This is a genomic window from Dictyobacter kobayashii (assembly GCF_003967555.1).
GTDB classification, from domain to species: Bacteria; Chloroflexota; Ktedonobacteria; order Ktedonobacterales; family Ktedonobacteraceae; genus Dictyobacter; species Dictyobacter kobayashii.
The window spans coordinates 3,812,163-3,825,369 of sequence record NZ_BIFS01000001.1; the positions used below are offsets into that span (position 1 = coordinate 3,812,163).

The 13,207-nt window shown below is 52.5% G+C and carries 12 protein-coding genes and 3 pseudogenes; 11 read left to right on the forward strand and 4 right to left on the reverse strand.

Annotated elements, in window-relative coordinates:
- Window positions 1-2: 2 nt before the first annotated feature.
- The 3 genes from EL645_RS16795 to EL645_RS16805 all read left to right on the forward strand — a co-directional run bounded on the left by EL645_RS16795 (window position 3) and on the right by EL645_RS16805 (window position 1,713).
- The gene (locus EL645_RS16795) at window positions 3-482 is read left to right on the forward strand and encodes a carbohydrate kinase family protein (protein ID WP_126551589.1); all 480 of its coding nucleotides are present in this window, start codon (window positions 3-5) and stop codon (window positions 480-482) included.
- Window positions 483-615: 133 nt separating this feature from the next.
- Window positions 616-1,080 (forward strand): hypothetical protein, encoded by a 465-nt coding sequence (locus EL645_RS16800; protein ID WP_126551590.1) that lies wholly within the window; start codon window positions 616-618, stop codon window positions 1,078-1,080.
- 15 nt (window positions 1,081-1,095) lie between these two features.
- Window positions 1,096-1,713 (forward strand): molybdenum cofactor guanylyltransferase, encoded by a 618-nt coding sequence (locus EL645_RS16805; RefSeq protein WP_126551591.1) that lies wholly within the window; start codon window positions 1,096-1,098, stop codon window positions 1,711-1,713.
- 7 nt (window positions 1,714-1,720) lie between these two features.
- Here EL645_RS16805 and fni read toward each other — a convergent pair whose 3' ends face one another.
- Window positions 1,721-2,914: a type 2 isopentenyl-diphosphate Delta-isomerase gene (fni, locus tag EL645_RS16810; RefSeq protein WP_126551592.1), complete on the reverse strand. Its 1,194-nt coding sequence runs from the start codon at window positions 2,912-2,914 to the stop codon at window positions 1,721-1,723.
- Between the two features lie 347 nt (window positions 2,915-3,261).
- Window positions 3,262-4,574, reverse strand: a pseudogene (gene purB, locus EL645_RS16815) (adenylosuccinate lyase).
- 558 nt (window positions 4,575-5,132) lie between these two features.
- Between purB and rpmE the strand changes: the two are divergent.
- From rpmE to EL645_RS16845, 7 genes and pseudogenes are all read left to right on the forward strand, one after another.
- Complete coding sequence (rpmE, locus tag EL645_RS16820; protein WP_126551593.1) at window positions 5,133-5,339, forward strand: 50S ribosomal protein L31; 207 nt, start codon at window positions 5,133-5,135, stop codon at window positions 5,337-5,339.
- Between the two features lie 96 nt (window positions 5,340-5,435).
- Window positions 5,436-5,810 (forward strand): hypothetical protein, encoded by a 375-nt coding sequence (locus tag EL645_RS42720; protein WP_246035383.1) that lies wholly within the window; start codon window positions 5,436-5,438, stop codon window positions 5,808-5,810.
- Window positions 5,810-6,286: an MGDG synthase family glycosyltransferase gene (locus EL645_RS42725; protein WP_246035384.1), complete on the forward strand. Its 477-nt coding sequence runs from the start codon at window positions 5,810-5,812 to the stop codon at window positions 6,284-6,286. The genes EL645_RS42720 and EL645_RS42725 overlap by 1 nt, the downstream gene beginning before the upstream one ends.
- Window positions 6,226-6,906, forward strand: a complete 681-nt coding sequence (locus EL645_RS42730; protein ID WP_246035385.1) for a glycosyltransferase — start codon at window positions 6,226-6,228, stop codon at window positions 6,904-6,906. Before EL645_RS42725 ends, EL645_RS42730 begins: the two co-directional genes overlap by 61 nt.
- Window positions 6,907-6,941: 35 nt before the next feature.
- The gene (locus tag EL645_RS16830; RefSeq protein WP_126551594.1) at window positions 6,942-7,268 is read left to right on the forward strand and encodes a DUF1385 domain-containing protein; all 327 of its coding nucleotides are present in this window, start codon (window positions 6,942-6,944) and stop codon (window positions 7,266-7,268) included.
- Window positions 7,269-7,307: 39 nt separating this feature from the next.
- Window positions 7,308-7,822 (forward strand): annotated as a pseudogene (locus EL645_RS16835) (DUF1385 domain-containing protein); the annotation flags it as partial.
- Between the two features lie 174 nt (window positions 7,823-7,996).
- The gene (locus EL645_RS16845) at window positions 7,997-8,686 is read left to right on the forward strand and encodes a protein-tyrosine phosphatase family protein (RefSeq protein ID WP_126551597.1); all 690 of its coding nucleotides are present in this window, start codon (window positions 7,997-7,999) and stop codon (window positions 8,684-8,686) included.
- Here EL645_RS16845 and EL645_RS16855 read toward each other — a convergent pair.
- A pseudogene (locus tag EL645_RS16855) lies at window positions 8,668-9,509 on the reverse strand (Cof-type HAD-IIB family hydrolase). The gene EL645_RS16845 and the pseudogene EL645_RS16855 overlap by 19 nt on opposite strands.
- A 491-nt stretch (window positions 9,510-10,000) precedes the next feature.
- On the opposite strand from EL645_RS16855, the gene EL645_RS16860 reads away from it, so the two are divergent.
- The gene (locus EL645_RS16860) at window positions 10,001-11,476 is read left to right on the forward strand and encodes an HD domain-containing protein (RefSeq protein ID WP_246035386.1); all 1,476 of its coding nucleotides are present in this window, start codon (window positions 10,001-10,003) and stop codon (window positions 11,474-11,476) included.
- A 224-nt stretch (window positions 11,477-11,700) separates the two neighbouring features.
- On the opposite strand, the gene EL645_RS16865 is transcribed toward EL645_RS16860, so the two are convergent.
- Window positions 11,701-12,795 carry a tetratricopeptide repeat protein gene (locus EL645_RS16865; protein ID WP_136625229.1) on the reverse strand — a complete coding sequence of 365 codons (1,095 nt, stop codon included), beginning with the start codon at window positions 12,793-12,795 and terminating at the stop codon, window positions 11,701-11,703.
- Window positions 12,796-13,207 lie beyond the last annotated feature (412 nt).

Below are 13,207 nucleotides of genomic sequence, written 5' to 3' on the forward strand. Positions count from 1 at the left end.
AGATGGGGGTGAGGATCGCTGGCATAAAAGTTGGTCACCGGGGTCTGTATCTCTGTACCAATTCTATTGAGTCATTGGAGCACATGGGACGTGCCCAGCCTACCAAGCTTAGCGCCTGGGCTAATCGTGAGCTGTGGGCTCCTTGTTTTGAGACACCCGTTATTGGTAGCACTGGTTCTGGTGATGCTACCATTGCAGGTTTCTTGTTGGGCTTGATGCGCGGCATGCCGCCTGAAGCCACGCTCTCTGCTGCCTGTGCTGTTGGAGCTTGCAGTGTAGAAGCCGCTGATGCTCTCAGTGGCATCAAAAGCTGGCCCGAAACCCTTGAGCGCATCGCGTCCGGCTGGCCACGTTTGCTCCTGAAAAGTAAGCACAGAAAGTCTCCACTTGATATGTCCCATTTTGGCTGGCACTGGCAAGAGAATCTGGAGGTCTGGACTGGACCGCGTGATGCTTCTCTTGTGCATAGGGCCACGCTATAAGTTTATGTCCTGGAAAATGTTGTCAACAAACCTTGTATGCTAACAATAGATGACTCTAGACTTAGTGGATCATCCATGCTATCATTGTTGGCAATCGTACTGTGTAGATACCTGAAGAAGGGAGTTGTGCTTTATGAGCACTAACTTGTTTCGGTGGCTCTTTGAAGATCCGATCACGGCGGGATCAAATGGGAACCTTCCTGGGGCGGAGCCTTTTCACTTCCTATGGCCCTGGCTTATTTTTTGTCTGGTTGGCCTGTTAGTTACTTTCTATTATTCTGTTGAGGGCCGCAAGCGGTTCGTCAGAAATAAACCTTTGCTCAAATATATGTTTGATCGCTATTTGGGCTGGTTTGCGGTAATTTGTTTTATTGGCTTGCCTTTGATCGGTGCTCGCCTGTTGCTGGATGGCTACTTCTTCTCCTGGCGTGCCTGGCGTTATCTCTGGCTCCTGGCATTGGTAATCTGGGCGGTGACCTGGGTTGTCTACCTGGTTCGTAAATATCCAGCTGAGAAAGCTAATTACGAGGCTTACCAGAGAAGACAGCAATATATTCCTAAAGGCAACAAACGTAAAGTGCGTACCGCTCCTCGTTAATGCTGATCTTTCTTGATGACTGAGCGCGAAACTTTATCTATAACAGGAATTATTCTCGCCGGGGGGCAGAGCTCACGTATGGGTCGTGATAAAGCGCTGCTGCCGTTACCCGGCGAGCCTGCTACGACATTTTTAGCTCACCTGGCCAGCTTGCTGATTGAGCATTGTCAGGATGTAGTGCTCGTCGCACGTGATCAAGAGCAGTCCCATGAATATCTCCCCTACCTTCCTCCGCTGGTCCGGGTGGTCACTGATGAAGTTGCGCAGGTTGGCCCGTTGATGGGCCTTTATAGTGGCCTGCGGGCTATGCATACCTCCCATGCCCTGGTTACTGCTGTTGATACTCCGTTCTTGCAGCCCTCCCTACTCAATTTCTTGTTTGCCCAGGCTCGGCCCGATACCGTAACTATGCCACTGGTTGGCGGGCAGGCACAGGTACTACTGGCCCTCTATCCGCGTAGTATCTTACCTTTGATCGAGCAGCGTTTACAGGAGGGGCGGCGAGACCCGCGTTCTTTGTTACAACTGGCTCAGGTGCATACATTAGAAGAAGCGCAACTACGGACCGTTGATCCGCAGCTGCGCTCATTTATCAATCTCAACACGCCAGAAGATTTTTCGCTGTATCGCTAATGCTTACTCAGACTGTGCCGGTAACTGGATCGATGTGGTAGGCTGGCTCGTCCGGTTTGAAGTTCAAGGCCTGTTGCTGAAGGCGGCGCCAGCGGCGTTGGGCCATGGCTTTTAGCTCATCTTCAAAGCCGCGCAGGGTGAGCCATTCTCGGGTAGCGCCCGTGACCACGATATCGGCTTCGCGTAGCTGGGACAGGTTGGCGGCACCACTCAACTGCATGGCTACCTTCAGCTCGCTTAGAATGCCTTCGATGACCTCGCAGACCTTTTCATAGCTCTCGCTGGCCGCCTTTAAGAAAGGGAAACCTACCCCGACCAGGGTGGCTCCTAGCGCGAGGGCACGGGCCGCGTCCAGTCCAGTGCGCACTCCACCCGTTGAGATCAACGGTAGGCGGGCGGTAGCTGCCTCAACAACCGCGATGGGCGTGGGGATGCCCCAGTCCCGGTAGAGCAGGCCGATATTCATTGTGCGTTCATCGCCATGCGATTGCGAGCGCGCAGCTTCAAGGGCCGACATGCTGCTGCCTCCAGCTCCACCGACATCAATGGCGGAGACGCCACAGGAGCACAGGAGGAGAGCCTGTTCGCGGCTAACCCCGGCTCCGGTCTCTTTGGCTATCACCGGTCGTTCGATTTGTTGTACCAGCTGCTTGAGGGCTGCGGCCTCTCCAAAGGCGTTACGATCTCCTTCTGGTTGGGCTGCCTCCTGTAAGCTATTCATATGGACTGCCAGGGCATTGGCCTGGATCATCTGAATGGCGCGTTGGACCTGTTCAAGGGTGAAGGGCTGGTGCCCGCTTTGTGGGATCAACTGTGGCGCGCCGATATTAGCGATTAGAAAGGCGTTGGGAGCGTTTTCACGTGTAATGGTGTAGCTGGTGGCCAGCTCAGGATTCAAGATGGCGGCTCGCTGGCTGCCTACTCCCAGGGCCAGTCCATAGTGCTCGGCGGCACGGGCCAGGTTGCGGTTAATATTGATTACATCGGGATGGCCGCCCGTTAGAGAGGACATAAAAATAGGATAACGCAGCTGATGTCCCAGGAAGGTGGTGGTCAGATCAATCTTGTCCAGATCTACTTCTGGCAGCGCCTGGTGTACGAACTGGATATCGCTCCAACTGGCTCGCTGAGGGGCTGAGACATCGCGTTCTAGTGCAATATTGACATGCTCTATTTTACGTTTTGTGACTTCGTCCGCCATAGATGATAACGGTCCTTTCAAATTTAAAAATAAAATAAATCGAGGGATGGATGTGCTCGTTATTACCCTGCTTAATTATTTAAACTTCAGTACATTTCTTTGTACTGTGACGACCGCGAACTCAACATAAGGTATATTTTGTAGGTATGACGAGTGATTTTTCCCTACGTGGACGAGTCAGGTTAGCGTTATGTGCACTATTTAAATATAACGCCGTGTGCAAGTGTTTAAGCTGAAGCTTTGCGCCTATGGTGCTTGCTTGAAGTTTGTGCTGTGTGGTAGAGGGGTGGTCGCCTCTCCACCACACAGTACAAAAGTGGCGCAAATTGAGTACACTCGGAATATTGCTATGCCAGGCCGATGCGCTTAAATGCGGTCTCTACATATTTGGTATAGTAATCTGTATTGGTCAGCTCCGCCAGTTCCTCGCGGCTTAAATAGCCCGCGACCTCGGGATCCTGACTCAGGGCCTCGACCAGTGCGGCACCTTTGATGGCGCCCTGGCTGGTCATGGTCCAGACCTTTTTGGCGTTGCGCTGTACCATCTTGTATGCTTCCTGGCGCCCCACGCCTTTATCGATCAGGGCCAGTAGGATGCGCTGTGAGAAGACCAGGCCACCGGTCATGTTGAGGTTGGTCAGCATGCGCTCGGCGTCCACCTGCAAGCCGCTGATCACGTTGGTGAAGATGTGCAGCATGTAGTCGAGCAGCGTGCAGGCATCTGGGATAATGATGCGCTCGGTTGAGGAGTGGCTGATGTCGCGCTCATGCCAGAGGGCCACGTTCTCCATTGCTGTGACGGCATAGCCGCGCAACAGGCGGGCCAGACCACAGATGCGCTCGCACAGTTCGGGATTGCGTTTGTGTGGCATGGCGGAAGAGCCCTGTTGACCAGAGCCAAAGGGTTCGAATGCCTCGCTCAGCTCTGTGCGCTGCAAGTGGCGAATCTCTTGCGCCATCTTTTCCAGTGAGCTACCAATCAGCGCCAGGGTCGTCATAAAGTGTGCATGGCGGTCGCGCTGTACAATCTGGTTCGAAATTGGAGCCACTCCCAGTCCCATCTGCTCACAGACATATTCTTCGACCTGTGGTGGAACCGAGGCATGGGTGCCTACTGGACCCGAGATTTTACCAACCGTTACCTGTTCGATGGCTGCGGCCAGCCGCGTCTGGTGTCGGCGTAACTCATCTACCCAGAGCGCCAGTTTCAGGCCAAAGGTCATTGGCTCGGCATGAATGCCATGGGAGCGGCCTGTGATCAAGGTATATTTGTGCTCAATCGCTGCCTTTGCCACGGCGTCGGTTAATTTAGCCAGGCCAGTGGTCAGGATAGCGCCTGCCTCTTTTAACTGCGCGGCCAGGCCGGTATCCAGTACATCTGAAGAGGTCATGCCCAGATGGATAAAGCGTCCCTCTGGTCCTAACTGTTCCTGAATGGAGCGCAGGAACGAAATCACATCGTGATGCGTCTCCTGCTCGATCTCCTGCATACGCTGGGCATTATACTGAGCCTTGCGAATTTTCTCAATAGCATCCTGAGGAATGACCCCTCACGCGCCCATCCTTCGCAGGCTAACAACTCCACCTGGAGCCACTTATCAGTCTTATGGTTAGCTGACCAGATAGCGGCCATCTCTGGTCTCGAATATCGTTCGATCATAAATAATCATTTCCCCTGTGTTGTGCTGACATCGAAGAGAACTGATCCCGCGCATAAACTATCGACAAACTCATCTATATGAGCTTGCATTTTTTGTTTGGTGGGATATCAGTACTGCATCCTGCTGTAGTGTATCACATTCTTTCAGGTGTGGAGAGTGTTTGGGTTTGGTGGGCGGCCGCGGCCGCCCACCAAACCCAAACACTCTCCACACTCCCAGCCCGGTGCCGCAGCGCCAAAGAGGAAAATGAAAAAAATCCAGCTTTGTTGGGCAATAAATTGGTTATGGATTGTGTTCTTTAAGTGTAGAATAAAATATAGAGACAGCGCTAATCACGCTGGCGGAGTCGATCTTCTGGTCGAGAAACATCCGATTCCCCAACGATACAAAAGTATGATTGGCAAAAAGGGACATCTTGACGAAGACGGACCTTGCATGTACAATCATGCTTGCATCGCTATGAGCATTTTGAAGGGTGTACGAGGTGAGGGAGGCAGTGGTACTTCAAAAACGAGGCCTTCCAAACAGCGAAGCCATAAGTGATATCAGGAGATATAATGAAAGCAGGAATCCATCCAAATTATGTTGAATCCACAGTGCAGTGCGCTTGTGGCAACAGCTTTAAAACAATGAGTACAAAGCCTGTGTTGAAGGTTGATGTGTGCTCGAAGTGCCATCCATTCTTTACCGGGCAGCAGCGTATTCTTGACTCTGCTGGTCGTGTGGAGCGCTTCCGCAAACGTTTCAACCTGAAGGATGAGTAATTCATTACCAGGCGGTAGTCGTATAGGGATAAAGGTGAATGGAAACATGCCTTTATCCCTATTTCACTATGAGTAACTTTACATAAAAGACAGGGGGTGAGTCAACTGAGCGATTCAACGCAAAGAACCATTCTTTTCCTGATTGCTGATACTGGTGCCGGGCACCGCAGTGCGGCCAACGCCATCAGTAATGCTCTTCGCCTGATCTCGCAGCGTGAACAGGAAGAGTGGTTAGCAAAAAGCCAGGCGGTGGCGCGTGCAGATGGTGCCACTCCAGAGCGATCCCGCATCTCAACTGCTGAGAGCGAGATTCCTCCTCCGCCGACTTATCGGATCGAGATTGTCGATGTGTTTGAGGAATATAGCCGTTTTCCTCTGCGTGAGGCGGTAAAGCTTTACGGCCCACTATTCGCTATAACCCTAAACTGTTTGGAGAGGTCTTTCACCGCAGTAACCGTGAGGGTACTGTGATGGCTATGACATCTCTGGCAACGCCTCTTATTTTCAATGGCTTATTGAAGCTTTTCACGACCATTCAGCCTGATGTGGTCGTTTCTATCCATCCAATCATCAACTTCGTTACTATTCGTGCCTTAAAACAGCTCGGCTTGAAAATTCCCTTTATTACTGTAGTAACTGATTTGATTAGTGTGCATTTTTCCTGGTTTGCGCCGGGCGCCGATGCCTATATTGTACCAACAGAGCAGGCGAAGCAATTGTACTTGAAGCGCAAACTTGATCCCAAACGCGTGCATATGTTGGGAATGCCAATCGATCCTAAGTATACGCGCGAGGTGGCCACAAAGGAAGAACTACGACGAAAGTTTGGTCTTGCCCAGGATTTACCGGTAGTCTTGCTGTGGGCGGTGGCGATGGGGCTGGTGGCTTGCATGCTGCGGTACGGGCTATTTCACAGGCTCATCTGCCAGTGCAATTACTGGTGGTGACGGGTCGCAACAAAAAATTGTATGCGCAATTGCAGCGGACACGAGCGCGTTTACATGTGCCAGCACATATCTTCGGTTTTGTGCATAATATGCCCGAGCTCATGCATGCGTCAGATGTGATTATTACTAAGGCGGGCCCCGGTACGATCTGTGAGGCCTTGTCGTGTGAACTACCTATTATTCTGAGTGGATACGTTCCCGGCCAGGAAGAGGGCAATATCGATTATGTTGTGCATAATGAGGTTGGTGTTCTGGCTCTGGATTCGAATACTCTGACGGATGCATTGCGGCGTTTGATTAAACCAGGTTCGCCCGAGCTGCGGCGCTGGGTTGCCAATGCTCGAGAGTTGAGCCGACCGGCCTCTTCATTTGATATCGGGGCTAAGATTCTCAGTTTCTTGCCTGAGCGGGGAGAGCCGGTGTCTGGCAGACGCAAGGCACACATCCGGTTCAATATCGGATGTCTGGACGCATTCAGTCGGCGATTCGTATTCGCCGTTTACATAGCCACTTGCCAAAGACCATTGCAAAAAACTCTGTGGTACGCCGCTTCTCGAAGACGCAAGATATCTCTAATGAGATGCCGGAACAGTCGAGGCGGTTATCGCGTCGTAATATGAAAGATCGGATCTAAGGAAGCGAAAGGATTTCCTGTATGGCAAAGTTTTATTATGGTGGTCAGGCAGTAATGGAAGGCGTGATGATGCGTGGCCGCAATTCGGTTGCGGTGGCGGTCAGACGTCTTGAGGGCGATATCTATGTGCATGAAGAAGCATTAGAGCCCAGGATCTATCAGAATAAATATCTGCGCCTGCCATTTTTACGTGGTATGGTGCTATTGTGGGAGATGTTGGTGCTGGGAACGGCGTATGATGACGCTCTCTGCCAATATCGCTTCGGGCGCGGTCGATCCGACTGCTCCTACCGATGGCGCCGTTCCAGTCGCTGCGGGGCAGATTGCCGGGAAGGCACCGCAGGGTGATGGGAAAGCGGAGTCCGCCGAGGCTATCGGGGCGCCTCTATGATCCTACCGCTGCTGGTCTCTCTGACCTTTGCCATTGCAATCTTTTTTGTCGGTCCGCTTTTGTTGACGAGTTTATTGCGCGGTCAGATTGGAGATGGCTGGCTGAATATTACGCTGGAAGGTGTGATTCGCCTGGCCCTGTTGGTTGGCTATCTCTATCTGATTGGCCGTGTTCCAGATATCCAGCGTGTCTTTGGCTATCATGGTGCTGAACATAAAGCGATCAATGCTATGGAGCAGGGTGATCCGTTGGATGTTGAGCATGTACGACGTGCTTCGCGGGTCCATACTCGTTGTGGTACCGGCTTTATGCTGCTGGTGATGGTGGTCTCGATCGTGGTGTTTGCGTTTGTCGGTTCTCCAACCTTATTGATTAAGATCATTTCACGCATTGTGCTGGTACCGGTTGTGGCTGGTATTGCCTATGAGCTGATGCGCCTGGGGGCCGCGAACTATCGCTATCGTGTGGTGCGCTGGCTGCTGGCCCTGGCCTGGCTTTGCAGGGTCTGACCACGCGGGAACCTGATGATAGTATGATCGAGTGCGCGATTGCATCCTTGCAGCGTGTACTGCTGCGAGATACTGAGAAGCAGGTGGTCGAGAAGGTTGAGCCGGCGGTGCCTTCGGACCTGGTCACCAACGTCTAGCATGTTGAGTTGTAGCCATTAGAAGAGGAATGTTTAGGAATGTCGCCAGATTCGATAACGCCTCCTCCAACAGAGGAGAACGAACAGGGAGGGACACCACCTCCTACCGTGGCTGCTGAGGCTCCGCGGGTTAAATTTTCGTTTTTACATTGGGCTACTACCGGGGTAGTGCGGCTAATATATCGTCGCTGGACGCGTATCGCTGTACGTCTCTTCCCTGAGAATTCTAAGAGCGAACAGATTGCTCGTGCCCTGCATGTGCCATTACCTGATGCGCTTAATATGAGCTGGGTGACCGAGCATCTGGCTGTGGGCGGTCGTATTCGCCCTGAGGATATTCCAGCACTGAGCAGGGCTGGTGTCACACATGTGGTGGATACGCGTGCGGAGTATAGCGATGATAAAGAGGAGCTGGCTCGTGAGAATATCTCTTTGCTTTATCTGCCTGCGCCCGATACGTATCCTCTCTCGGTTGAGCAATTGTTAGATGGGGCTGCCTGGGCCAATGAACATATCAGCCAGGGTGGCCATGTCCTTATTCACTGTGAACACGGGGTTGGCCGCAGCGTGCTCCTGACATGCGCGACCCTGGTTTATGGTGGTATGCATGCCAGTGACGCGCTCGAACTGGTAAAAGAGAAGCGCTGGCAGGCTGCTCCCAACCATCGCCAGGTCGCTCGCTTACGTGAATTTGAGAGCGCGGTCCGTCTTCAGCGCAGTAATGCATAGCGCTCAATGGCTACTGCCACCCCATCTTCCAGATTGGTGGCAGTAACCGCGTTGGCGCTGGCCTTTACGGCTTCTGGCGCCTGCCCCATCGCTACTCCCATCCTGCCGCCTCGATCATCTCACGATCGTTATTGTTATCACCAATTGCCATGACCTGCGTCATCGGTATGCCTAAATGTTTCGCTAAAATTGCTACGCCGGTAGCTTTTGAACACGAATGTTGCATCACTGTGAGCTCGGCACAACCATAGTTACCACGTTCAATAGTATTCCAGGCGCAGGGGAGTTCCGCAATTACCGGTGCGACACGTCCAATAGCCTCCTCGCTGGCGAAAGCAACCACGCGAATTGGATCGGGTTGTCCCAGGCATAGGAGATTGTGGGGCAGCCGTTGGTCCGCTGGAAACTCACGGAAATAGCCTTCCAGGCCCAGATTATCAAATTCAGCGTGTCCGCTCCAGGTCTGTTCGGCTGCGCCTGCGATATGGTGAATGACTGGTTGGAGCCTGTGGGCGACCAGGATATCTACTGTTTGCTGGGCCAGTTCGGCGGGCAGCAACTGCGTATGGCGCACAACCCCGGCTGGATGGTCAAGTATCAGTGCTCCGTCGCAGGTAATCAGGGGGATGCTGATACCCAGTAGATCCGCAAAATGTTTACTATTTATGTAGCGCCGGGCGGTAGCCAGTGTGACCACGATACCCGCTTCCTGGGCGTCTCGGATAGTGGCCTGTGTGCGAGGGGAAATCTGTTTCTGGGGCGTCAGGAGGGTCCCATCTATATCGATAGCGATCATTTTAATCGTATCTGGCTGTGTACTCATTATCAGGCTCCAAGGAGTTAACGATATGAAAAGCGACGAGCGTCGTCTTGCCCGTCGCACATGCGTCGAAGGTCTATAGATTTATTATACACTATTCTATTTAGCGTTGGCCTGACGTCGTATGTCATTATCCCCTTGCCGCCCTCCGCATCCCTACCTGCAAAAGCAACAAGAAACACGATACCCGTAGATTCGGGCCTCAGCGCCCGATTGCCGCCCTCCGCAGAGCCGGCGGCCCCGTATCCCAGCGATTGCGTACCTCGTGGTATGACATCTTCCTCCATGCGGTGCCCAAAAGCAGACCAAACTTTTGGGCACCGCATGGAGGAAGATGTCAGAGATGAGGGACCAGGCGGTGATGATACCGGGCCCCATTAGCGGTGGGGCAAGCGACCGCAGAGGGTCGCACCTACGGGTGGGGGGTGGGTTGTCCTTTGCGTCCTTGTTGGCGGCGCGCTTCCTGCTGTCTATGATACAATGAGTGTATGAGTATGCGTGATGAGTCTTTCAAAAGTACACCGGGTAAACAGCAGCCGGTCGAACAATTATTGCCGTTGACGGCGTTGCCTTCTGTCGATACTGAGGCGGGCGTAGTGCAAGCAATAAAGCGCTCGTATTGGACAGATGCCGCTGGCTATCCCCTTTTGCCCGATGAGCAACCGGAGGGGACCGTCCGCGATAGTCTCTATGATTTGATTCCGTTGGGACCGCGTGAGCTGAAGCTGATCAATAGCGCCCCTTTTCTGCGTTTGCAGCAGGTAAAGCAATTGGGGTTTGTGTATCGTGTCTGGCCGGGGGCTACCCATTCGCGCTATGAGCATAGCCTGGGATGTTATCATCTGGCTGTGCGTGCCTTGCGCTCTTTGCTTATGCGCGGTGCATCGGGTGGCCTGGATGGTATTGCGATTAGTAGTATCCAGACGCTGGTTGTGGCGGCCCTGTTGCACGATATTGGGCATTATCCTTTTTCCCATACTATCGAGGATCTGGGTTTCCCGATTATTAACCATGAGAAGGTGGGCCGTTCTATCATTGAGAAAAGCGAGGTGGCGACTATCCTGGAACGCGACTACCGGCTTTCTCCTGAGCGCGTGGCCGATTTCATTGACCCTCCTAAATCCAAGTCTTTGCCGCCTGACGATGAGTTGTTGAGCCATCTATTAAGCGGGGCATTAGATATCGATAAATTAGATTATCTCCCGCGCGATGCGCGCGCCTGTAATGTGCCCTATGGTGGCGTGGATGTGTCACGGCTCTTGAGTGCATTGCGTATCCAACGTGATTTACATGGCGAACGTTGTCTGGTGGTGACGCACAAAGGCATCAGTCCATTGCACTCGCTTTTGCATGCCCGGCAAGAGATGTTCGACAATATTTACTGGCATCATACCAGTCGGGCTTTCCAGGCTATGCTGGTGCGTGCCGTCTTCGATGCCCTATCTGTGCAGGCGATTAGCGGTGAGCAATTAGTGGGTTTAACCGATGCTGCACTGTTAACATTACTGGCCTCTAACGAGATGCCTGAGAGCTCACGTATGCTGGCAGCAGATCTAGAGATGCGGCGACCTTATAAAGTGGTGCTTGAGATCAGTCCTGCGGCTGGTAGCCTGTTCCGGCGGCTAGAGGCATTATTCTGGGACGCCCAGCGGCGGCGCACGATCGAGCAGAAAATCGCGGCCGAACTCTCAACCATGCTTGAAACGCCTGTAGCGGATTACCAGGTCCTGATAGAGATTCCGCGGCCCGAAAAATGGGAGATGGATGTCTGGATCGCCTTTGATCACCCGCCAGTAGGCATGAAGTCCTTGATGAAATGGGTAGAAGTGACAGGACTACAATCGGATGACCTGGCGCGCTACGAGCAGCACCAGCGCCGCATCCGCATCGTAACGCCCGAACCCCTACGCACCGCCATCCGCCAGCAAGGCCAGGGAGCGCTCCTATCGCTACTAGACCAACTCATCTAGAGGTGGCGCCCCATCCCAAAATCCCATTCACCCTCTTCTCCGCCATAGAAGGGGGTGCCGGGGGACGTCAGTCCCATGGCCGGGGTTTGGGGGTGTCCCCAAACGAACCTCTCCCACCCCTTGCCGCCGTATGCGGCGATAAAGAAAGCAATCACCTTATCTACAGTTCACACACTAAAGAAGCTAAGAGGGGATTTATCGCAATAAATCCCCTCTTAGCTTCTTTAGTTCTTATCTTTCTTAACTTTGCGTTGGTACATGAGGCGGAGAGATTTTTCGTGGATGCGGCGGGCCGGATTGTAATCGGGTCCCAGGCGTTTGGCTCGTTCGGCGACAGATACCGCCTCTCGATAGCGTTCCAGGCGATAGAGCGTATCGGCCTTCATAGTCAAGAAGCGTACATTTGAGCCGTCCAGCGCGATAAGGTGATCAAGAGCCTCATTGGCCTCCTTAAATTGACCCAGGCCACGCAGGCTGCGCATATAGTTTTCCCACGCCAGCACATTATCTGGCATGACCAGCACCAGTTGATGAGATAAGGCTTTTAGCTCTTCATACATCTCCAGTGTGCGGAAGGCCTGGATGCCCAGGGTCAGTGTCTTGACGTCCTGAGGACTCAAAGCCAGGGCATCGCGAACCAGCGGAATAACCTCACGCATGCGACCAATGCGACAGAGGATCTCGCCTTTCATTTGTAGCGCGAAAAGCTGTTGAGGGTCGACCTCCAGGCTCTTATCGAAGGCCTCCAGGGATTCCGCCAGGCGATTGAAGTTGAGCAAGGCGACCCCATAGTTGGCCCAGGCCCGGGCATCGATTGGCGCCAGTTCAATGGCTCGCTGGGCGCTGCGTAACGCCTCTGGAAACTTTCCCTGCAAGAGCTGTAGGCCACTGCGATTAACCCAGGAAAGCCCCAGATTGGTATTGAGCAGTAGCGCTTGATCATTGGCGATGGTTGCTTCTGAAATACGGTCCAGTTTTTGGAGGGCACGGGCCTTATACGCCAGGCCAGCGGCGGAATTGGGCTCTATATCAAGGATGGTCTGAGCTGTCTCATAGAGATGTTCAAAGCGATTCAGCCCATCCATGACTGCGGCCAGTCCTAGTAAGGCCTCACTGTCTTGTGGATCATTCATCAAGATCTCTAAAAAGGCTTCCGCGGCCTTTGACCAATCTCTGGTTGCCAGGTGTTGATTGGCCAGTTGTCGTAGCTGTTTTATTGTCACAGGCTCATGTTGTTCTTTATTCACTATTGGTGTCGTATTTTTTGTATTAAGGGATGCTGTGCCCTGTTCCCTCTCCTGTATAGTATACTCATCCAATGTTTGGGCGCTCCATCTTCAGCTCGATTCGTGTTCCCATTATCTCATTATCGCCAAGGATGAGCAACCCCTTTGATTTGAGTAGACCGAGTCGATATAATAGAGGACAGGTATGCTCTTTTCCGATAGCTTGTCTGAGATGCTCATCGCATAGAAACGAAATCCATACAAAATTTTTACAAATCCCTCAAAGTTTTTTTATGGTCATACTATACAGTATAGACAAGAAAGTTTTCTTGCCGTACCCCTATGAATTTAGTATAAGGATAGAGTAACTGTGCGAGGTACTTGTTTACCACTAAAGCTGTACATAACAGTAAGGAAGGGAGCGCTCGTGGGCATTCCGCCTGTGTTCCTCTTGACCTTCTGCTAAATAGTAGGCAAGATAATGAAATAAGGACGTTGTTGACGT